Raw genomic sequence first — 20,013 nt, 5'->3', positions numbered from 1 at the left:
GTTACGCCGAGTCGCCGCGCGCTTGCAGGGCCGCTTCCTTCGCCCACCGGTAGTCGGGCTTGCCGCTCGGCGATCGCACCACCTCATCAACTGCGTGCATCTCGCGAGGCACCTTATACCCGGCGATCTTCGTGCGGCACTGCTCCTGGACGGACTCGAGCGTCGGAGACCGTCCTTCGCGCAACTGAACGACCGCACACACCCGCTGCCCGAACCGTTCGTCGGGCACGCCGACGACCGTGCAGTCGAACACGTCCGGATGCGACTTTACGGCGGCCTCCACCTCCTCCGGGAAGATCTTCTCTCCACCGGAGTTGATCGAAACCGAGCCACGGCCGATCAACGTGATGCTGCCGTCAGCCTCGATTGTCGCGTAGTCGCCGGGGATCGAATAGCGGACCCCGTCGTACGTGACGAACGTCTCGGCCGATTTCACCGGATCCTTGTAGTACTCCAGCGGGATGTCGCCGCCGCGCGCGAGCTTGCCGATCTGGCCGGTTCCCGGCGGGAGCACCTTGCCGTCCTCGTCGAGCACCACGGTCGCGCCGAGCTTCTTGACGGTCGGACCGCCCTTCATCTCCGTGTGGCCGGGCTGCACCGTCACCATGCCGGTGTTGCCGGTCTCCGACGAACCAATCGCGTCGATCATCATGAGATTCGGGAACTTCTCGAAGAACGCGTCCTTCACCGTCGGCGAGAACGTCGCAGCGCTCGACGACAGCGTGAACAGCGAGGAGACATCGCGGCCGGAGCTGGCGGCCTGCAGGTCCTCGATCAACGGTCGGCCCATCGCATCGCCGGTGATCATGATCGAGTTGAGCTTCTCCTCTTGGACGAGACGCCAGACCTCGGGCGCCTCGAACTTCGCCATCAAGACGACCTTGTTGCCCGTAAAGCTCTGCCCAATCACCGCCCACTGCGTCGCGCCGTGCATGAGAGGTGCGATCGGCAGGAACGCGATCGACATCCCCATCGCCTTGCCGCGTTCCACCATCTGCTCGGGGCGGGTCGCGCGCTCGCCGGACATCGGATCGATGCCTCCGCCTAGCGCCATGAAGACGTCCTCGTGCTGCCAGACGACGCCCTTGGGCATGCCGGTCGTCCCGCCGGTGTACAGAATGTACCGGTCCTGGCCCGAGCGCGGGCCGAAATCACGCTCCGGAGCTCCCTGCGCGAGAGCGGTCTCGTAGTCGACCGGATCGAGCCCCGACGCATCTACTCCCGAGCCGTCCTCGAGCATGACAATGTGTCGCAACAGCGGCATGGAGTCCCGGACGCCCGCGACCCGTGGCGCGAACTCCCGAGCGAACACCAGAGCCTTGAGATCGGCGTTGTCGAAGAGGTAGCGAAGCTCGTCTTCGACATAGCGATAATTAATGTTGATCCAGACCGCGCGGATCTTGAAGACGGCCCACAGGGCTTCTACCCATTCCACGCAGTTGTAAGCGTAGATCCCGACGTGGTCGTCCTTCCCGATGCCCTGGCCGGCGAGGTGGTGGGCCAGGCGGTTCGCCCTCTCCTCCATCTCGCGGTACGTGCGCCGCTTGCCCCCGGCCAGTAGGTATTCGCGGTCTCCGAAGTGGTCGACGGCGTGCTCGAAAAGATCGGCTAGATTAAACTCCATTCACCTATAGAACACGCTGCACGAGGTGGTCTCAACCGGAGCCCCACCGCCGGAAATGCCCCAAAGATGCAACGAGAAATGCATTGCCTCTGGATTTGGCCTATGGGGTGGTGGTCGCGATCGCATGTCCCCAACCCGCGCACCCGCGCACAGAAGTGCCTCGAGGAGGGCAAACCCACCATGAAACGGTAGACTGTCCTGTTCCTATGTCCTCGCTGCCGTCGCCGCGATGAGCCAGCCGGCAGCCGCGGGCGGCGTGTACGACGAGTTCCTGAAGATTTCCGAAGCCAGCTCGATCGGCACCGTTGCGTTCCTCGCAACCGTTGTGGGTGGGTCGGACGGCGTGTTTACGTAGGGCATTCCCGGCGTCGGCCCTGCCGTCACCGCGGTCCTCGTCGGCGACACAACTCCGATCCGCGGCACGACCTACGCCTCCTTCAAGCTCGGCCCCCAGGCCAACGCCGGAGGCGAAGTCCTCTTCCACACGAAGCTGTCGAGCGTAATCTCCTTTGAAGCGGTCTTCCTGTGGGGCGGCATCACCTCGCGGCCGTCGTCATCCAGGGCGATTTATCGGTGGAAGCCGGTGGCTCGTACCGCAAGTTCAGCGACATCGGCCTCGCGAACGGCTCCAAGGTTTTCGTGAAGGCCAAGTTCAAGCGCAGTGGGCCCAAAGCGGCGATCGTCCGCCTCGACCCGCCCGCCACGTCGACCAGCGTCGTCACCAAGAACGATGCCCCACCGACACCGCCCTACGCGGTCGGCGCCTTCTACGGCAAGCTCCTCGCCGTCTCGCATGACGGCCTAAGCATGGCCTTCGTTCCGAAGATCAAAGGCGCGGCCCTGCCCAAGAGCAAGGTCGGCGTCATCCGTTGCGCTTCCTCGAGCGGCGCATTCCTGTAGCGACACGCGATCTTCTAGATTCCGATTCGGACGAAAAAAGGGGCGTGGCCGGGTGGCCACGCCCCTTTTTTGTCGATACGCGCACACTCCCGATGTGCCCCGAGCACCCGGCTTCTTGCTCGATCATCCGGATGTCGGCGACCACCACCCGGCGGGTGACCGGCCCAAAACGATTGCGAATTAACCTTGGGCTACCCTACGACCTCGAGCGTCGATCCCAACAGGATGAACATCTCGTCGTCACTGGTCAGACCTCCCGAGATCGAGCACGCGTCACACATGCCGTCGCCCGCGCCGGGTGACGTGTCGCATGCTGCGTCGTCGTTCACGCCGGCGCAGGGCTCGCCGACCAACCCCTCGGCACAGGCCACGGGGCGACAACTCGAACGGGCCGGCTTGCGCGAAAGACGCGTGACGCTGCCCACGTCGGGCGAACCGTCCGGCGCGACACCATTGTTGTAGACCGCGCAGTAGATGATCGTGCGGTCGTCGGGGTCCTCGGAATCGAACACCCGCGCCGGGTCGTAGTTGACGAAGACCGGATCGTCCCAGAACGGGTTGTCGTACAAGAGTTCTCCGGTGCTCTTGAGAGTCATAGTGAACCGCTCGCCTCGCTTGTGCGTATGCGAGACGAGGCTCAACAGCTCCGTGCCGCGTGCGAGCACATGCTCAGCGCAGTACTCCACCTTCGCGAAGGGCGGCGTGCCGGCGGCGATGCCGATGTTCGAGGTGTCCTGGAAGCCAACGTCCTGGAAGCGGAGATCGTCAGTGAAGTAGATGTTGGTGTAGTTGTGATGCGTCAGGTCCTTCGGCGTCAGATTGAAGGCGTGGGAGTTCCAGTAGAAGATCCCGTGCGACTGCAACTTGGCGAAGAAGCCGGGGCGCCCGTTCCCGGTCCTGATCCGGCTTCCGGGGGTGACGCCGCTCCCGCCCCCCGGCGGCCCGAAGCCCAGGCAGGCCACGCTGTTCTGAAGCTCGGATCGACATTGCCCACCGCCGCAGTGGCTGGGATCGAGGGGATCACACGACTCGCCCTCGAGCGGGCCTGCCGCGCATTCCCAACGCCCGAACTCGGGCGCGTCGACCATTTCGGCGCCGAAGCCGGAGTAGCTGATCGTCATGTGATGCGTGTTCGGGTCGGCCAGATTCAAGCTGCCGTTCGCAAAGAAGAAGTTGCCGTCGGCGGTGCGGAACTCCTCCGGAATCTGTTCCCGGAAATCGATGTACTCAGCAAAGCAGACTTCGAACTCGGCTCCGCCCGGGATCTGATGCGGGGGCATCGCCATCTGGACACCGGTCCCTGCAGCGGGCGGCTCGAGGGGTTCGATCACGACGGGGTCGGGATCCGGCAGGCAAGTGTCGAGCAGCTCGGCGACGCGGTTGCCACCGAACTCGTCACCGATCGAGCCTTCGCGCGGGGCCGCGCCCTCGATCCACAATCGCACGGCGTCGAGCTCCTCTGGCGACAGCGCCCCACCGGACAGCGGCATCGGGCTCCCGGCGATGTCGATCGTCACGAGCGACGGGTCGGTCGCAGAAGCCAGCTTATGAAAGAGGTAGCTATCCTTCACCCTCGTCGGCTCGACGCGACGTAGGCTGCTCCCAACCGAGTCGGCTCGGACGAGGTTGTCGTAGGAAACGTCCGCAGTGAGTTCGAGGCCACCGGCAGCGCTGCTGCCGTGACACGCCTGTGCCGTGCAGCCATGTCGTTCGAAGATGACGTTCTGGATCGCGTCGTAGGCGCCGTCGAACGACTCGTCGCACCCGTTCGGATCCGGTTCTGGTTTCGGCTCTGGATCGGGATCGGGATCGGGATCGGGATCGGGCGGCACTTCCACCGGCGGTCCGGACGTCGTCGTTCCCGATGTGGAATCCGAGCCGCAACCAGCGGTGAAGCCGGAGACGAGGAGGAGGAGAAGCAGGGCAAGCCCGCTGCGCTTCAGAGCTTCGATCTTCATGAGTTGTTTGCCTCGTCTGTCCAGGGAACATTCGCCGTCTACGTTGGGTAGCCCGGAACCGCGACGCCGGTCAATCACGCCCCTCACCCCCCCCCCGGCCGAACCGGCCGAACCGACCGGCCGATCGGGCTGGTCGGGAAAAGAAGAATCGGGAAAACGGCTCGCGGTCATTGGGCTTTCCGGCCCCACTGATATGACACCTTCGATGGCAGCGTCGCGCGGCACACTCGGGACGTTCGGCGGAGTCTTCACGCCGAGCATTCTCACCATTCTCGGACTGATCCTTTTCCTGCGGGTCGGGTTCGTCGTCGGGAGCGGCGGCGTGGCCCAGGCGCTGCTCATCCTGGCCTTGGCAACCACGATATCCACGCTGACGAGCCTCTCTCTGTCTGCGATTGCGACCAACCGCCGGGTGCGCGGCGGCGGCGACTACTATCTGATCTCACGCAGCCTCGGTGTGTCGTTCGGCGGCGCACTCGGGCTCGTACTATTCGTCGCACAAGCGGTCTCGGTCGGGTTTTACTGCGTCGGTTTCGCGGAGGGCGTCTCCGGTCTTTCGCCGGAAGCCGCCGCTCTGCCGGAGAAGGCGGTCGCCGGCGGAGCGGCGGCGCTCCTTCTGATGCTCGCCTATCTCGGCGCCGATCTCGCGACGCGCTTTCAGTACGTGATCATGGTCCTCCTCGTCGGGGCCATGATCTCCCTCTTCGCGGGCGGCGTGCCCGCCGTGAGCGGTGAGATGCTTCGGGCAAACTGGACCGCGGCCGACGGAGGCCCGGGGTTCTGGGTGCTGTTCGCAATCTTCTTCCCCGCGGTGACGGGGTTCACCCAAGGGGTGAGCATGTCCGGGGATTTGAAAGACCCCGCGCGCAGCCTCCCCACGGGGACGTTCGCCGCGGTCGGGCTTTCGACCGTCGTCTACGCCGCGACGATCCTACTCCTTGGGTCGACATCCCCGTTGACGACTCTGGCGAACGAGTCCGCCGCGCTAAAGCACATCGCGCTCGTACCCTGGCTGATCGCCGCGGGCGTTCTCGCCGCAACGCTGTCGTCCGCACTCGCTTCGTTCCTCGGTGCGCCCCGAATTCTTCAGGCGCTCGCGGCCGACCAAATCTTCTTGCGCCTCACCCCGTTCGCCGTCGGACACGGCCCCTCGGGGAACCCGCGCAGGGCGATCCTCCTCACCGCAGTCATCGCCGGGGTCACGATCGCGGCCGGCAACCTCAACCTGATCGCCGGCCTCGTATCGATGTTCTTCCTCATCTCCTACGGGCTGCTGAACTACGCTACGTACGTCGAGGCCACCGCGGCGAGCCCCTCGTTCCGCCCGCGCTTCGGATTCTTCCACGCGCACGCCAGCCTCGCCGGAACGGCGCTCTGCGGGATCGTCATGCTCGCAATCGACCCGGTCTCCGGCGTGATCGCCACCACCGTGATTGCCGCCATCTACCAGTATGTCCGTCGCACCGCGGTCCCCGCGCGCTGGCGCGACAGCCGCCGTGCGTACCAATTCCGGCGCGTCCGAGAGGGGCTGCGCGAGATCGCAGCAGAGCCCGAGGGACCTACCGATTGGCAGCCTCAAATCCTGGCGTTCACACATGGCCTCGAGCGCCGCGAGCGCGTATTGCAGTTCGGCTCGTGGATCGCAGGCAACTCGGGAATCGTCACGGCGGCCGTTCTCATCGAGGGCGAGGGGCTCTCTGAGGAATCGCAACGGCGTTGTGCCGAGGCGGAGGCGGAACTCCGAGCGGAGATCGAAGAGCACGAGCACGACGTCTACCCGCTAGCCGTCGCGGCCCCCGACGTCCGCACTGGCATGTCGACGCTCGTTCAAGCGTGGGGCGTGGGGCCGCTCCGGTCGAACACCGTCTTGGTCAACTGGCTCGAAGCGATCTCCGAGGCAGGCTCCAGCGCGCAGCTCTGGTACGGCCGCATGCTTGCGGGTGCCGTAAAGCTCGGCCAACATGTTGTCGTTCTCGATACGGGCGAGACGGCCTGGCTCCGCCTCGGCGAACTCGCGCCCGACCAGCGTCGAATCGATATCTGGTGGTTCGACGATGAGTCTTCACGCCTCTGCCTGCTTCTCGCCCACCTCATGACGCGAACCGCGGATTGGGAAGACGCCTCTCTGCGGGTCATCGCGCCGTCGAGCGAGCCCGACGCGGAGCGCCTTCGTTCGCGACTCGAGCGCCGCCTGAGCGACGACTTCCGGATTGATGCGGCGGTCGAGGTCGCGCAGGAGCCGGACCTCGACGAGGTCATCCGTCTCTCTTGGGATGCCGCGCTCGTCTATTTCCCGCTACGGATTGCGGGAATGCATCTCGAGGATCCGTTCGGCCGGGACTTGCCTTCGACGCTCGCCCGCCTGCCGATCGTCGCCCTCGTGGCCGCCTGCCAGGACGTGCGTCTCCGGGAAGCACGAGAGGAGCCCGCGCCACCCGCCGCGTCGCACGCGGAAGACGCGGCGCCGCCCGAGGACGCGAGCGAGTCCGACGAACCCGCGGACGGGGAGGATTCGCCGAATTGAGTCGGGTGGCGAGCGGCTTCAAAACCAACCACAACACGCGCACCGGGATCGACGTCCATTGCGTGAACGAGGTGACCGGCGGGCCGGCTACGGTGGTTCAGGGTATCCGCAGAAGGACGCGGCCGGATTCAAAGCGATGCTCACCGGGGACGGTGTCCTCCGAGCTTGGAGGCACTGGGCCTCCGCGAAGGCCGCGCGGCGCTCGAGAGAGCGTCGCGCGGCTGCTCGTCTGGGTGCTGCGCGGCGGCTCTCGAGAGGCCGTCTCATGACGAAGCCGCCCGGAGGGCGCAGCCTCCCCCCGAAGTGAGCGCGCTCGGTTCGGTGGCGCCAAGGTGTCGCGGGGTCCGCACCGCTACGGCACTCGACAGACCCTGTGGTACGTATGACCTGTGACGCCCCTCCAATCGAGCCTTCTCCTCTGCGTCGCAGCGTCTCTTCTCGCAACCGGCTGTTCCGACACGACGATCGCAACGGACGAGCAGCCGCTCGAGCCGACAGAGCCGATCGCACGTCGCGACCTCTCCGGATGCTCCCCGGAGACGTCGACCGCGTGCGTGACACTCAGTGACGGCGCGCCGGCGGAGACGCGATACACGCTCTTCAACGTCCTCTCCGCCGAGGACTCGGGCTTGTATCTCGTCGATGGACTCGGGCGGTTTCTCAACTCCTGGTCGACGAGCGGAGCCGATGGCGAGCCCATGCCCGAGCCTGGCCACGTACTCGGAACGATCGAGCACCCCGGCCCGACGACACTCCCTAGCCTCGTCGACTTCCGCTCCCCTTGCGTCGCCATCCTTGATTGGGACGGTGGCGCCGTATGGCCCAACGAAGCGCCCCCCGGAGCGGAGTGCGGTGGCGAGCTGAACCCTCTGCAATACGGAACGACCGATGAAGGGCGGCCGTCGGCCCTCGCCCACCACGACCTTCAGGTGTGGAACACCCCTGTCTATTGGACTCCCGAGATCACGGAGAGCCGCGGCGACGGTCGCGTTCTGTTCCTCGCCCACGCCGACCTGACACCGGAGCAATCGGCGGCAGTCGGCGGCATGGACGTCGGCGAAGAGTCGATCGTCGAGATGGCGGCGGACGGAAAAACGCTCTTGTGGGAGTGGCTCGGCGCAGACCACATCGACGAGCTGGGCTTCGATGCCGACGCGCGCGCGGCTATCACGTTGTTCGCTGGCGGCCTCGCCCCTCCGGACGTCCCCGCTCCTCCTGGCCAGGGCTGGCTCCTCTTGAACGCGGTCTCGTACCTCGGCCCGAACCGTCATTGCCGCGAGCCCGGCTCGAGCGAGTGCGACGAGCGATTTCATCCCGACAACGTGCTGGTGGGCTCTCGGCAAGGGGCCCTCCTGTTCATCGTCGCGCGGCACGACCACCCGGACGGCGACTGGTCGGCGGGGAACGTGGTCTGGCGACTTGGTCCGTACTTCGACGACGTCACCTTCGGGCCGATCAGCGGCCAGCACCACCCGCACATGATCCCCTTTGGCTTGCCCGGCGAAGGGAACATCCTGGTCTTCGACAACGGCAGTGCGGCCGGCTTCGGTCGGGACGCGAGCGGCGCGCTCACCAGCAATTTGTACGACCGCGGCTACTCCCGCATTCTAGAAGTCGACCCCGCAACCCGGGAGGCCGTGTGGTCGTACGAGCAGCCGACCGCAGGAGCGGACGGCACGCCGCGCTTCTATGCGTTCAACCTGAGCAGCTCGCAGCGGCTGCCGGGCGGCAACACGTTCATCGATGAGGGCAACTCCGGACGCATGTTCGAGGTCACGCGCGACGGAGAGATCGTTTGGGAGTTCGTATCTCCGTTCGAACCGCTGATCACCCTGCAATTGCCGACCGGTACACTCTCTGTGAACGTGTACCGGGCGTACCGCGTCTCGCCGGACTGGGCCCCGGAGGGCTGACCCCTTGCCGTCGGCAATGTCCTGGCTAGCGATGGCCGCTGCGACGATCCCTCAACGCGGGGCCGACCGTTAACCAGCACCCAACGCCGAGGAATCGGCTGTCGAGCTCCGGGCAAGGAAAACCCCATATCGAGAGCCGCGGCGCCAGCCCTGCTCGACGAGGCCCCAGCGCTCTCCCCTCGGGAGTTCGAACCATGGTAGACGCTGCCTCTTGGGGCATGATCCGAACTCGCCCATGAGCATCAGCCGGGCCGAGCGCCACAGCTCCCATTGGATGCATGTTGAAATCCGACCCTGTCGTGTATCGTCTACCTCATGGAACAGCTCCCGAAGATCATCAGCGTAGACGATCACGTGGTCGAGCCAGCCCACGTGTGGCAGGCGTGGCTGCCCAAGAAGTACCGGGAAAAAGGGCCGCGGATCACGCGCGAGCGCTTCGGGAAGTTCACCCTCGAGAAGGGCGCGAAGTACAAGAATCCTCTCGACCCCGAGGGAGAATGGGGCGACGCATGGCTCTACGAGGACAAGCTGATCTACGTGCACAAGCGTCACGTCGCGATCCCCCTCGAGGCGACGCCGGGCGGCGACAAGTCCAAGTTCGACCGGTCGAAGATGACGATGACCGCGATGACCTACGACGACATGCGCCCCGGCTGTTACGACCGCGACGCGCGCATCGAGGAGTTCAAGCAGAACTGGGTCGACGGGTCGCTCCCCTTCCCCACCTTCCCGCGCTTCTGCGGACAGACGTTCAAAGAAGGTGACGACAAAGAGCTCGGTCTCGCCTGCGTCCGCGCCTACAACGACTGGATGGTCGAGGAGTGGTGCGAGCCGTCGGGCGGGATGAACATCCCCCTTGCCATCATGCCGCTGTGGGACGTCGATCTCGCGGTCGAAGAGATCGAGCGCAACGCCAAGCGGGGCGTGCGCGCCGTTTGCTTCAGCGAGATCCCGAGCCATCTCGGCCTTCCGAGCATCCACAGCGGATACTGGGATCCGATGTTCCGCATCTGCGAGGAGACGGCCACCGTCGTGTGCATGCACGTCGGCTCGTCGTCGACCGACCCGTCGGGTTCGCCGGACGCTCCCGGCGCTGCGAAGGCGACGATCTCTTTCAACAACTCGATGACGTCGCTCGCGGAATACCTGTTCAGCATCATGCCGCGTTTCCCAAAGCTGAAGATCGCCTACTCCGAGGGACAAGTCGGCTGGATCCCCTACGCGCTCGAGCGCGCCGACTACGTGTGGGAACACCACGACGGATGGATGGGCAACAAGAACCTCCTCGCCGACAAGCCGTCCTCCTTCTACTACGGGCGCGTGTACGGCTGCTTCACGTCGGATTACCACGGCATGAAGAACCTCGACGCGCTCGGCGTCGACCAGATCTGCTTCGAGACCGACTACCCCCACACCGATACGTCTTGGCCCCATACCGTCGCCGCCGTGAAGGAGATGCTGCAGGGTGTTCCCGACGACATCGCCTACAAGGTGGTGCGCGGCAACGCGATCAAGATGCTCGGGCTCGATCGGACCTGAGTAATCCGCCGCGGCGCGCTACTGCACGAGCTCCAAAATCGTCCCGTCGGGATCCTTGAAGCACACGAACCGCGTGGCGGCGGGACGGCCATCGAGTTCCACCGATACCGGCTCGGAAAGGAATTCCACGCCGTGGGCCTTCAGCTCCGCCACGTCGGCGTCGAGGTCCTGCGTTGCGAGCGCGATTCGTCCGATGCCGAGGTGGTAGAGGTGCGCATACGGCGCCGCCGGATCGTTCGGCTCCTGCCACTCGAGTAGATCGATGACAAACGGGGTCGCGGCACCACTTAGGATGAGCAGCGCACCCTTCACTCGGTACGGCGGCATACCGACGGCCGCCGCGACCTCTGGCGTGTTAGTCGGCGGCACGTTCACCAGGACCTCAAATCCGAGGCGCTCGTAGAAGGCGAGCGAACGATCGAAGTCGCTGCAGTTGACGTTCACGTGGGTCAGTCCCGAGATGTTCATCGCCCCCCCTGTGTGATGGCGGAGCCATTGTCGATCACCAGCTCAGCCCCGCTCATATGCTTGGATTCGTCGGACGCCAGGAACAGAACCATGTTGGCGACGTCGTTGGGTTCACCGATCCCGAGCTTGGTGCGCAAGGCTTCAGGATCTTCCGCCTCCGTCAACTTGACCCCCATCAGTGACTCCATGGCCTGGTGCACCATGGGCGTCGAGATACTCCCCGGATGAATCGAGTTGCAGCGCACGCGACGGTTCTTCGCCTTGCCGTACGCCGCGATCGATTTCGTCATGCTGCGAATCCCGCCTTTTGCCGCGGAGTACGCAAGATACGGAGCGTGCCCAATCAGCGCGGTGATCGACGACATGTTGATGATCGAACCACCGCCCGACTCGATGAGGGCCGGCATCGCGTAGTGGCATCCGAAGAAGGTCCCGTCGAGATGAACGCGGAGAGTCTTCCGCCACACCTCCACCGTCGTCGTTTCGATGTCGCCGATCGGCGCGATCCCAGCGTTGTTCACCAGAACATCGAGCCGACCATGCGCGGCAAGGGTCTGCTCGATCACCTTGGGCCAGGTCGCCTCGTCACCCACGTCCTGGGCGAGGAACACGCCGCCGCACGCCTGCGCCACCGCCTCCCCGGCTGCAACATTGATGTCGGTTAGCACGACTCGAGCGCCCTCTTCGGCGAGTCTATGCGCATCGGCCTCGCCGAGTCCCGATGCGGCGCCCGTAATGAGCGCGACCTTGCCGACAACGCGGCCGGCGTCACTCGGCACGGAGGGGTGTTCTCGCGGTTCTGAGGTGCCGCCGACCGAGAGCCGACACGCCTACGGACGTCCTGCCCCCGGACTCGTGGCGCCGTTCGAGAAATCCGCGGCCGTTGGCTTCCTCCCAGACGGGCAGTCGCGGGCAGGAGGTCCGCCACGCATCGATGACTTCCGAGTACGGGCGAGACTCCGGGTCGATCCACTCGAGCAAGTCGAGAACCAGCGCGTCTACCGGATTGCTCATGGCTTGCTTCCTACCATGGATCACAACCTAGAACTTTCCCCTCCCTAGTTCGGATTCATCGGCGGACAAGCCTCCGTGACTTCGGCATGGACCGCCTTCCAATAGCCCGGCTCGTCTTTCACGCGGATGGGGTTCGTCGCTGCGTTCACCCGAGCGCAGTAAGACTGACCAACCCAAACAATCGCCCACGCAGCGCCGTACGTAGACGCTGGAGACCCAAAATTGAGCACGGTCGAGTCCTTGCATGTGGCCTTGATGACGTTCTCCTTGAGAAGCACTTTACAACTTTCGTAGCCTTCGTGGCTCCCACGGCACTTGTGGCCCCTGCTGCCGGGGGGATTGCCCAGGGCCTTCCAGCCGCAGTCCGAAAGAGGGAAGAAGTCGCAGTTCTCAGAATCGCATACGCGCCACACCATACCGACACTCCCCAGAGCATTCCATCCGCGCCGTAGAGTTCCTTTACCGCCGCCGCTGCGACGGGATGGGACGAGGCGTCACTTGCGAGCGACGCCTCGAGCGACGGATTCAGGAACGTCCGCACCGACGTCATGTGCGGTGCGTTCGTGGGGTGTACGCCCGACTCGGCGGCAAAGCTCTGGTAGGCGCGCGACTGCAGGTAGGTGAAGAGCCCGCGGGCATCGCGGGAACACCGGCGCTGCCGTCGGCGGTCGCGGCGGGCACCGGAGACGGCGGCGACCTCGGCGTAGGCGTCGTCATATCCGCGCCAGTAGCGCGGATCGAGACGGAATGAGTCAAAGGAATCCTCCGCGCGGAATCGACATCGGTTGATCCCACGACTCAGGTCTGGCCTTCGCCGTTCGGGGGGCCGGGAGGCGGCGTGTTCAGATAGGGAAACACGTCGGGGAACATCCCGGCCTCGATGAACGCCCCATCCGTGAACTCCTCGTCCCCCGATGGGGCGTCGCCGGCTTCGCAGATCCCGAGCCCCGTGTGGCAGACCGCGCCCATCATCGCGCGAAGCGAGGTGTCGACGTCCTCGTTCACGCCGGGAATCCCTGTCAGGAAGGCCGCCACGAGATCCTTTCACTGGAAGTTGTTCGGTGCCTCGGCGGCGTACCGGGACGCGGACGCCGCCGCGCTGGATGCTCCCTCCGCCCGCGGGGCCCGGAGGCCCCACGCCGCGAACGCGCGTGCTCAGCTGTCGTTCGAATCGCCGGAGGGCCCGGCGCCAGCCGCCGCGGCCGCGGCCCGGAGATCCGGCGTGGCCTCTTCGGGCACGCCGACCTCTTCCACCAACTCCAGCGGATCGGCTTCACGCTCGGGAATGGGCTCACCGTACGCGGCCGCGAGACTCGCAATCGCCTGACTCGCTTCACCCAGAGTACCCGCAAGGGCGTCCACGTCCGAGCGCAACGCAGCGAGCACCTGGCGATGCTGCTCGGCCGTCGCCAGCCGGGCCACGTTCTCCTTTTCGAGCGTCTGGAGACGCTCTTCGACCTGGCGGCAAACGGCGGCAACATGCGCGCCGTATACCTCGGAGCCCACGCGGTGCAACGTCTCGGCGAAGAGGCGATCGATTCGGCTACGGATCGCCTCACCAAGTGCCACGCGGCCGGCACCGAGACGCCGCTGCTTCACGATTCGCGGAATCGGGCGGGACGGCGCATCGTCGGGGCCGAACACACTACGGCGTACCGAAGCCTGACTGCGCAGCAACAACCAATCGACCAGACGCCGACGGACGGGAATCGCGCGCGTCGGGATCTCGGGCGTCACCTGACGATCCTCGGCGGCGGACCGCACCGTTCCTTCGAGCTCCCGTGCGATTCCAGCCACCGAGAGGCCGACCAGATTCAGGTCGTCACTAGTTTCGCTCCGTACCATCGCACCGGCGACGTCGCTCGAGAGCACGGTCGCCGAGACGTCGCTTGCCGTCTCCACCATCGCGTCGCGGCAGGTCGCCAGAACACCTTCGAGATCCTCGCGAATCAAGCTCGCGTAGCTCGCGTCACCATCGTACCAACGTGCGAGAGCGCCTTCCGCCGCCTCGGCCGTATCGCGGCGCAAGTCGCCAATCCGCTCGCGAGTGATCCGAACGACGTCCTCGCGCATGCGGGCCAATGTCTCGTCCCACGGGAACGCCTGCAACCGGCGGACCGCTGCGAGAAGCGTCTGTGCGCAATCGCGTTCGGCGTCCCACTTTTCCAGCCCCTCAGACAGCTCGTGCACCGGTTCCGAGGCGCACACGGACTCGAGCCCATGCACGAGGTACTCCGCCTGGCGAAGACTGTCTCCGAGGAACGCAGTCATGTACTCAGTGCTGTTCAGATAGTGCGTGAGGTCGTCCGTGAAGCCACCGAACGAGGCCAGCGTATTCCCGGCCTGCTCTTCCGCAGCGGACTCCTCCGTCGCCTCATCAGGTTCGTCGCCACGCAGACGCCTACTCGCGGCCTGCAGGAGATCGATCGGATAGATGCGCAGACGGCCCTCTTCCCACGCCGACTTCAGCTCCACATTCATCGAGAGGCTCTCGAACGCGTCGATGATGCGCTGCGGGTCACGCCGCTCGAGACTCGGGCCGAGCTCGCCATCGGGCTGCAGATCCTGCTTTGTGCCGTCGAGGTTCACGATCAGGAAGATCCGGCTGAAGAGGCGGAGGAGATCCGAGAACTCATCGAATACCTGCTCCAGGAACAGGCTGTCCGTCTTCACGACGAAGATCGCACTCGCCGCCGAGTCCCGAAACTCGCGGGTCATGAGGTCGTAACCGAACTTCATGCGGCTATAGAGCCCGGGCGTGTCGACCAGAACCGCGCCGGATTCGGCCAGCGGCTCGGTCGGCATCCGCACGTCGACTCGGCGAAGCGCCTGCGGCATGTGGCTCGCGGGATCGAAATCCTCGCCGTGCCCTTCAACCTCGCGGATCGAGCCGGCGAGTTCGCCGTGCGCGGTTTCCATGAGGGAGCGCATCGACGCGAGGTCGCCGAACTTGTCGACGCTCCCGTCGTAGCGCGTGACCGTGAACTGCTCGTCATCCCCGTTCGCGACGTAGACCATGCAGGGATACGCCGGGAGAGTCGTCACCTCACTCACGTAGGCCGCGGCGAGCGCGTTCATGAGGGTCGACTTCCCGCTCTTCAGGGGTCCGAAGATGATGACGTAGGCCTGCTGCTCGGCGACTTTCTCGACCAGGGTCCGCAGCTGGTGGCGGACATCGATGACTTCGGGGAGGAGCTGCTTCAGGGGCGAATCGGCGGGCAGGCGACCGATTTGGGCGGCGAATCCATCGAGCGGCTCGAGGAGGGGACGGACCCGACCATCGAAGTCCTCACAGAACTGACTGAGAATCGTCTTCACAAAGGCATTTTTGCCATTCGGGAGGCCGCTCCGAAAGTGCCGATCAGGAATTCTCCCCAGAATTCGCTGCGGATTGGGTTGTCCGCAGGATGTGCGCAGCCTGCGGATAGGCTGTGGAAAGCACTTCTGTGAGCACATGCCGGACGTAAGTGGAGAACTGGTCCTCCATACCGGGGGGCTCCTCGCCGGCGCCCCGCAGCCGGGTGGTCAGCTCCGAGAACTGATCGCCCGCGCCGGAAATCGCAGCTTCCACAAGGGCGTTCCACCGCTCGGGATTGCCCGTTTCGCGCCATTCCCCGCGGCCGCGACCGAAATGGGCCACCGCCAGATACCGCAGAAGCGACTGCCGCAGGAGTTGGTCGAGGAACTCCGCCGCCCACCGAACCTCAGGCGTCTGCTCGGCTCTTACGAACTGAAACCCCCTGCGGAGCCCCATAGCACCGGCGGCACCGAGCAAGGCGCCGGCAACCGCACCGCCGCCAAACGACAATCCGGCCACGGCGACGTCGGCAACCAGACCGCCCGCGGCACCGCCCATCGCGGCGCCGAGAACGCCGGCGCGCCCGGACGTCCACGCCTTCTCGCCCGGCGAATCGAAGTCTTGTTCGAGGCGCTCGCGCGCGTCCGTTTGATAGCGACCGACCAGACCGTGGTCGGCGATGAGACTGTCCATCAACCTGCGGGTCGTGTCGTCCAACCGCTGCGCGAGGACGCGCATCGCGCGTCGCTTCTCCGTTTGCCCCAGGCCCTGCCCCGTGAGCGTCTCGCGGTCGAGCGCAGCCGTCAGCACGTACCGTCCTACCTGACTGCATGCGCGCTCGAAGATGGAGAGGTTCCCGCGCTCCCATGCGCTGGCGAGGTCCTGCATGGTCTCGTGCGGCTCTCCGTCGATGATCCCCGCAACGCGCTCGAGCAACACGCCCTCCTGCACCCAACAGCGCGTGAACGCGTCGAGCGGAAGTACGTCGCGCACGATCGGCCAGGGCTTCACCGCGGCCGTCCACTGCTGGAAGGCCGCCTCATCGCGCTCGGACCCTGCGATGCCCGTCTGGTTCAGCAGTACGAGCACCGGCTTCCCGATCCAACCGAGGAGCTCCATCTCGTGCGGCACGTAGCCGGCCTCCTCCGGCTCCTCCGAAGTGTTCACGAGGTAGAGGACGACGTCGGCCTCGCGTTGGATGTTGCGGACGGCTTGCTGACTGCAGAACAGAGAGCGGTCCCGATACCGATCCCAGACTTGATGGAGGAACCAGCCGAGCGGGTTCCCCTCCTTCTGGAGTCGACCGACCAATCGCGCAGAATCGCCCAGGCCCGGCGTATCCCAGAGGCGCAGGCAGGCTTCCTTGGTCTTCACGAGATCGTAAGCCTCGCTCACCTCGGTCACGTGCGCCTGGTCGAGAACCTCCCCGACATCGGTGCGCAAGAGCGTACGCGCGAGTGTCGTCTTGCCGACGTTGGTGTGAGAAATCAGGCTCAAGGTGACGAGATTCATCGGTCAACGGCCTCCGGTTGTGCGGGCGGTGCTAGCGTCGGGCCATAGGCTGCTTTCGGCACGTTCGACCGTGCCTTGTGCGAGTGGTTTTCCGAGGTCGACCCGAAGAGCCGTCACCCCGATCTCACGCATAACGCGGCCCCAGGCGCGCAGTCTCTCGGCCTCTCGTTGGCCGGAACCCTCGCCGAAGCGTTCTCGCCAACTCGAGCCGTCGAGCAACGCCAGGACCTGCGGCTCTCCGCCCTTCTCCATCCATTGCTCGAGATAGCGGGCGTGCACTTCTCGCTCGGGCGACTGCACGAGGCCGTAAACGACGACCACACAGGTGGGCGGCGGCTCGAACGTCTCTGCGTCGAGTTCGGTTCCGTAGGCCACCTGAGGGAGAACGTCGATGCGCGCCTCCAGGCCGAAGAGATCGTGGAGCAGCTCGCGGAGCGTTTCGAGTTGTCGGGTACCGGGGTTGTAGCTGTAAGGCAGTACGTCGATCCGTACGTCCGCACCACGCTCGGAAACCAGGAGCGCCCGAAAGGAGCCGGCGAGCGGATCGACCGAAACGGAACGTGCCAGAGACGCCGAACGCACGAGTTGTGTCGCCGCTAGCAGGAGACGGGGGCCGACGACCACGCCGGCTGTCGTGAGCCCCCACATGTGAATCCACGGAGCTGCGGGCGTCGAACCTTCCGGGGCGACCATCGACGCGAGACCGGCCGCATCGGGCAACGTCTCTCCGAGAAGGACCGCCGCGGGTCCGAGGACGAGGTGGAGGATCGCGGCGACGGCGTCCGAGGAAAGGAACGTGCTCTCCCAGGTGGCGCGGTACTCGAGCCCGAGCCCACGGATGTACATCCCCGCAACGACCCCGACCGCGAGCGCGGCCGCACCGAGATGAAGGAACGCGCGCAGCCGAGCGAAACCCAGGAGCAAACTCGCGTGCGCCCACTCCGACCAATAGGCGGCGAGCGCCCGCGAGACGACATCAGCCTCGCGCGGATCCGGAGTGCGCACTCTCTCGAGGGTCCACTCCCCGACCCACCAGGCGACAGACGCGAGGAACCCGGTCCCGCGGTCAGCCGCGGCGGCGCCGTCGGCGGTCGGCCCGTCCGCCCGTCGCGCCGGGCGACGCAAAACAGTCACGAGACCCGAGACGAGCACGAAGCCGTAGACCGAGACGTTCCAGACCACGAGCGCGAGAAGCGGAAATGCTAGCAGGTTGATGTGTCGCGTGGGCCCCAGGGCGTTGGTCGAGAGCCCCACCAGGAACGAGACCAAGACGACCGGGGCGACGAGGCCCAGAGAGACCCGCGTCCACGAACGCACCCGGGCTAGCGCCCGTACCTGCTCGCTCAGACCGACGAGCAGTGCACCCGCTCGACGCTCCGCCTGGAGATCCGGCGTGCCGCCGGCGGCGCGTCCCGCCTCGGTCGCAGACCCTCGATCCTCGCTCGAGAGGAGAACCCCTTCTGGGTCCGCCTCCTCGAACGAGCGAGCCAGCAGGACCGCCTGCGCCGCACGCTCACGCATGCGGCCGAGTTCAACAGGAAAACCGGGGGCCGTTGCAACATCTCGCCCAAGACGGCACCGTGCCATCGGGCAAAGGGATAGGGGGCTCTAAGTGGGTAACATGGGCGGAAAGCCGACCAGCTGGGATGAGTGGAAGGCGCTGGAGAGACATCAGAACGAGATCGAGGGGCGCCATCTGCGCGACCTGTTTGCCGAGGATCCGGACCGGGGCAAGCGTCTCTCCCTCGACGTCCTCGACCTTTACACCGACTTCTCGAAGAACCGGTTGACCGACGAGACGCTCGGACTCCTGCGGGGCCTCGCCCAACGGGCCGGGCTCTCCACGGGGATCTCCGCGATGTTCGCGGGCGAGAAGATCAACATCACCGAGGATCGGGCGGTCCTGCACGTCGCCCTGCGGGCCCCGCGCGATGCCGTGATCGAGGTCGACGGCGAAAACGTCGTCCCGACGGTGCACGCCGTCCTCGACAAGATGGCCGACTTCTCAGATCGCGTCCGGAGCGGCGCGTGGAAGGGCCACACCGGCAAGCGCATCAAGAACGTCGTCAACGTCGGGATCGGCGGCTCGGATCTCGGTCCGGCGATGGCCTACGAGGCCCTGAAGAAGTTCAGCGAGCGCTCGATGACGTTTCAGTACGTCTCGAACGTCGACGCAACGGCGTTTGCCGAGGCCGTCCAGGGGCTCGATCCCGCCGAGACGCTCTTCATCATCTGCTCCAAGACGTTCACGACCCTCGAGACCCTCGCCAACGCGCACACCGCGCGGAAGTGGGCACTCGACGCGCTCGGAGACGAGAGCGCCGTCGCAAAGCACTTCGTCGCGGTGTCGACCAACGCCGAGGAGGTTTCTAAGTTCGGCATCGACACGGCCAACATGTTCGAGATGTGGGACTGGGTCGGTGGTCGCTACTCGTACGACTCCGCGATCGGCCTTTCGCTCATGATCGCGATCGGCCCGCGTGGGTTCCGCGAAATGCTCGACGGCTTTCACGCAATGGACGAGCATTTCCGGACCGCGCCGCTCGAAGAGAACCTCCCGGTGACCCTCGCGCTCATCGGGCTTTGGTACAACGACTTCTTCGGTGCCCAGACCCAGTCGATCCTGCCGTACAACCAGTACCTCTGGCGCCTGACGTCGTACCTCCAGCAGCTCGACATGGAGAGCAACGGCAAGTCGGTGGATCGAGACGGCGCCCCCATCGACGACTATCAGACCGGCCCGATCGTGTGGGGGCAACCCGGCACGAACGGCCAACACGCCTACTACCAGCTCATCCATCAGGGCACGAAGCTCATACCGTGCGACTTCATCGGCTTCGCGAAGCCGTCGAACGATCTGGGCGAGCACCACGAGTTCCTGATGGCGAACTGCCTGGCCCAGACCGAAGCGCTCGCGTTCGGCAAGACCGCCGAAGAGGTCCGGAGCGAAGGCGTCGACGAAGCCACCGTCCCGCACCGCACTTTCCGCGGAAACCACCCCACGACGACGATCCTCGTGAAGAACGAGCTCACCCCGCACATCCTCGGACAGATCATCGCGCTCTACGAGCACAAGATCTTCACGCAGGGCTGGATCTGGCGCATCAACTCTTTCGACCAATGGGGCGTCGAGCTCGGCAAGGTCCTGGCCAACCGCATCATTCCCGAGCTGCAGTCGGAAGCCGATCCCGAACTGGGCCACGACGGGTCGACCAACGAGCTGATCCGCCTGTTCCGTAAGTACCGCGACGGATAGACGCGCC

Annotated in this window: 16 protein-coding genes; 7 read left to right on the top strand and 9 right to left on the bottom strand. The window is 65.5% G+C overall.

Going from position 1 to position 20,013, the window contains the following annotated elements; translation table 11 throughout:
• Position 1: 1 nt before the first annotated feature.
• Positions 2-1,624 (bottom strand): acyl-CoA synthetase, encoded by a 1,623-nt coding sequence (locus P8R42_29840; protein MDG2308804.1) that lies wholly within the window; start codon positions 1,622-1,624, stop codon positions 2-4.
• 229 nt (positions 1,625-1,853) lie between these two features.
• On the opposite strand from P8R42_29840, the gene P8R42_29835 reads away from it, so the two are divergent.
• Together P8R42_29835 and P8R42_29830 are read left to right on the top strand one after the other, a co-directional pair.
• A complete protein-coding gene (locus tag P8R42_29835) occupies positions 1,854-1,979 on the top strand; it encodes a hypothetical protein (GenBank protein ID MDG2308803.1) in 126 nt (41 codons plus the stop codon).
• Positions 1,980-2,149: 170 nt separating this feature from the next.
• A complete protein-coding gene (locus P8R42_29830; protein ID MDG2308802.1) occupies positions 2,150-2,524 on the top strand; it encodes a hypothetical protein in 375 nt (124 codons plus the stop codon).
• A 191-nt stretch (positions 2,525-2,715) separates the two neighbouring features.
• On the opposite strand, the gene P8R42_29825 is transcribed toward P8R42_29830, so the two are convergent.
• Entirely contained in the window at positions 2,716-4,482 is a 1,767-nt protein-coding gene (locus P8R42_29825; protein ID MDG2308801.1) for a hypothetical protein, read from the bottom strand.
• A 205-nt stretch (positions 4,483-4,687) separates the two neighbouring features.
• Between P8R42_29825 and P8R42_29820 the strand changes: the two genes are divergently transcribed.
• The 3 genes from P8R42_29820 to P8R42_29810 all read left to right on the top strand — a co-directional run bounded on the left by P8R42_29820 (position 4,688) and on the right by P8R42_29810 (position 10,458).
• Complete coding sequence (locus tag P8R42_29820; GenBank protein MDG2308800.1) at positions 4,688-7,006, top strand: amino acid permease; 2,319 nt, start codon at positions 4,688-4,690, stop codon at positions 7,004-7,006.
• Between the two features lie 389 nt (positions 7,007-7,395).
• Positions 7,396-8,919 carry an arylsulfotransferase family protein gene (locus tag P8R42_29815; GenBank protein ID MDG2308799.1) on the top strand — a complete coding sequence of 508 codons (1,524 nt, stop codon included), beginning with the start codon at positions 7,396-7,398 and terminating at the stop codon, positions 8,917-8,919.
• Between the two features lie 315 nt (positions 8,920-9,234).
• Positions 9,235-10,458 carry an amidohydrolase family protein gene (locus P8R42_29810; protein MDG2308798.1) on the top strand — a complete coding sequence of 408 codons (1,224 nt, stop codon included), beginning with the start codon at positions 9,235-9,237 and terminating at the stop codon, positions 10,456-10,458.
• An 18-nt stretch (positions 10,459-10,476) separates the two neighbouring features.
• Here P8R42_29810 and P8R42_29805 read toward each other — a convergent pair whose 3' ends face one another.
• From P8R42_29805 to P8R42_29795, 3 genes are read right to left on the bottom strand one after another with little or no spacing between them, the layout of a single operon-like run.
• Positions 10,477-10,926, bottom strand: coding sequence for a VOC family protein (locus tag P8R42_29805; GenBank protein MDG2308797.1), 450 nt, complete (start codon positions 10,924-10,926; stop codon positions 10,477-10,479).
• A complete protein-coding gene (locus P8R42_29800; protein ID MDG2308796.1) occupies positions 10,923-11,705 on the bottom strand; it encodes an SDR family oxidoreductase in 783 nt (260 codons plus the stop codon). Before P8R42_29800 ends, P8R42_29805 begins: the two co-directional genes overlap by 4 nt.
• On the bottom strand, positions 11,695-11,940 hold the full coding sequence (locus P8R42_29795; protein ID MDG2308795.1) for a 3-phosphoglycerate dehydrogenase: 246 nt from the start codon (positions 11,938-11,940) through the stop codon (positions 11,695-11,697). The genes P8R42_29800 and P8R42_29795 overlap by 11 nt, the downstream gene beginning before the upstream one ends.
• Positions 11,941-12,508: 568 nt before the next feature.
• Here P8R42_29795 and P8R42_29790 point away from each other — a divergent pair.
• On the top strand, positions 12,509-12,691 hold the full coding sequence (locus P8R42_29790; protein MDG2308794.1) for a hypothetical protein: 183 nt from the start codon (positions 12,509-12,511) through the stop codon (positions 12,689-12,691).
• Between the two features lie 47 nt (positions 12,692-12,738).
• On the opposite strand, the gene P8R42_29785 is transcribed toward P8R42_29790, so the two are convergent.
• The 4 genes from P8R42_29785 to P8R42_29770 all read right to left on the bottom strand — a co-directional run bounded on the left by P8R42_29785 (position 12,739) and on the right by P8R42_29770 (position 18,271).
• Positions 12,739-12,975, bottom strand: coding sequence for a hypothetical protein (locus P8R42_29785; GenBank protein ID MDG2308793.1), 237 nt, complete (start codon positions 12,973-12,975; stop codon positions 12,739-12,741).
• 120 nt (positions 12,976-13,095) lie between these two features.
• Complete coding sequence (locus tag P8R42_29780; protein ID MDG2308792.1) at positions 13,096-15,258, bottom strand: dynamin family protein; 2,163 nt, start codon at positions 15,256-15,258, stop codon at positions 13,096-13,098.
• 43 nt (positions 15,259-15,301) lie between these two features.
• Positions 15,302-16,750, bottom strand: coding sequence for a GTPase domain-containing protein (locus P8R42_29775; GenBank protein ID MDG2308791.1), 1,449 nt, complete (start codon positions 16,748-16,750; stop codon positions 15,302-15,304).
• A 3-nt stretch (positions 16,751-16,753) separates the two neighbouring features.
• A complete protein-coding gene (locus P8R42_29770) occupies positions 16,754-18,271 on the bottom strand; it encodes a hypothetical protein (GenBank protein ID MDG2308790.1) in 1,518 nt (505 codons plus the stop codon).
• A 100-nt stretch (positions 18,272-18,371) separates the two neighbouring features.
• Here P8R42_29770 and pgi point away from each other — a divergent pair, with 100 nt between their 5' ends.
• The gene (gene pgi / locus P8R42_29765) at positions 18,372-20,006 is read left to right on the top strand and encodes a glucose-6-phosphate isomerase (protein MDG2308789.1); all 1,635 of its coding nucleotides are present in this window, start codon (positions 18,372-18,374) and stop codon (positions 20,004-20,006) included.
• The last annotated feature ends 7 nt before the right edge of the window (positions 20,007-20,013 follow it).

The organism is Candidatus Binatia bacterium, assembly GCA_029243485.1.
Classification (GTDB): Bacteria; Desulfobacterota; Binatia; order UBA12015; family UBA12015; genus VGTG01.
Note: the sequence above shows the minus strand (reverse complement) of the source record. Positions and strands in the feature narration are given on the sequence as shown.

What these genes read in the sequence shown, in the direction of transcription:
- P8R42_29840 (MDG2308804.1), bottom strand. Translation starts at nt 1,624, where the DNA reads ATGGAGTTTAATCTAGCCGATCTTTTCGAGCACGCCGTCGACCACTTC.
- P8R42_29835 (MDG2308803.1), top strand. Translation starts at nt 1,854, where the DNA reads ATGAGCCAGCCGGCAGCCGCGGGCGGCGTGTACGACGAGTTCCTGAAG.
- P8R42_29825 (MDG2308801.1), bottom strand. Translation starts at nt 4,482, where the DNA reads ATGAAGATCGAAGCTCTGAAGCGCAGCGGGCTTGCCCTGCTTCTCCTC.
- P8R42_29820 (MDG2308800.1), top strand. Translation starts at nt 4,688, where the DNA reads ATGGCAGCGTCGCGCGGCACACTCGGGACGTTCGGCGGAGTCTTCACG.
- P8R42_29810 (MDG2308798.1), top strand. Translation starts at nt 9,235, where the DNA reads ATGGAACAGCTCCCGAAGATCATCAGCGTAGACGATCACGTGGTCGAG.
- P8R42_29805 (MDG2308797.1), bottom strand. Translation starts at nt 10,926, where the DNA reads ATGAACATCTCGGGACTGACCCACGTGAACGTCAACTGCAGCGACTTC.
- P8R42_29795 (MDG2308795.1), bottom strand. Translation starts at nt 11,940, where the DNA reads ATGAGCAATCCGGTAGACGCGCTGGTTCTCGACTTGCTCGAGTGGATC.
- P8R42_29775 (MDG2308791.1), bottom strand. Translation starts at nt 16,750, where the DNA reads ATGAATCTCGTCACCTTGAGCCTGATTTCTCACACCAACGTCGGCAAG.
- P8R42_29770 (MDG2308790.1), bottom strand. Translation starts at nt 18,271, where the DNA reads ATGCGTGAGCGTGCGGCGCAGGCGGTCCTGCTGGCTCGCTCGTTCGAG.
- pgi (MDG2308789.1), top strand. Translation starts at nt 18,372, where the DNA reads ATGGGCGGAAAGCCGACCAGCTGGGATGAGTGGAAGGCGCTGGAGAGA.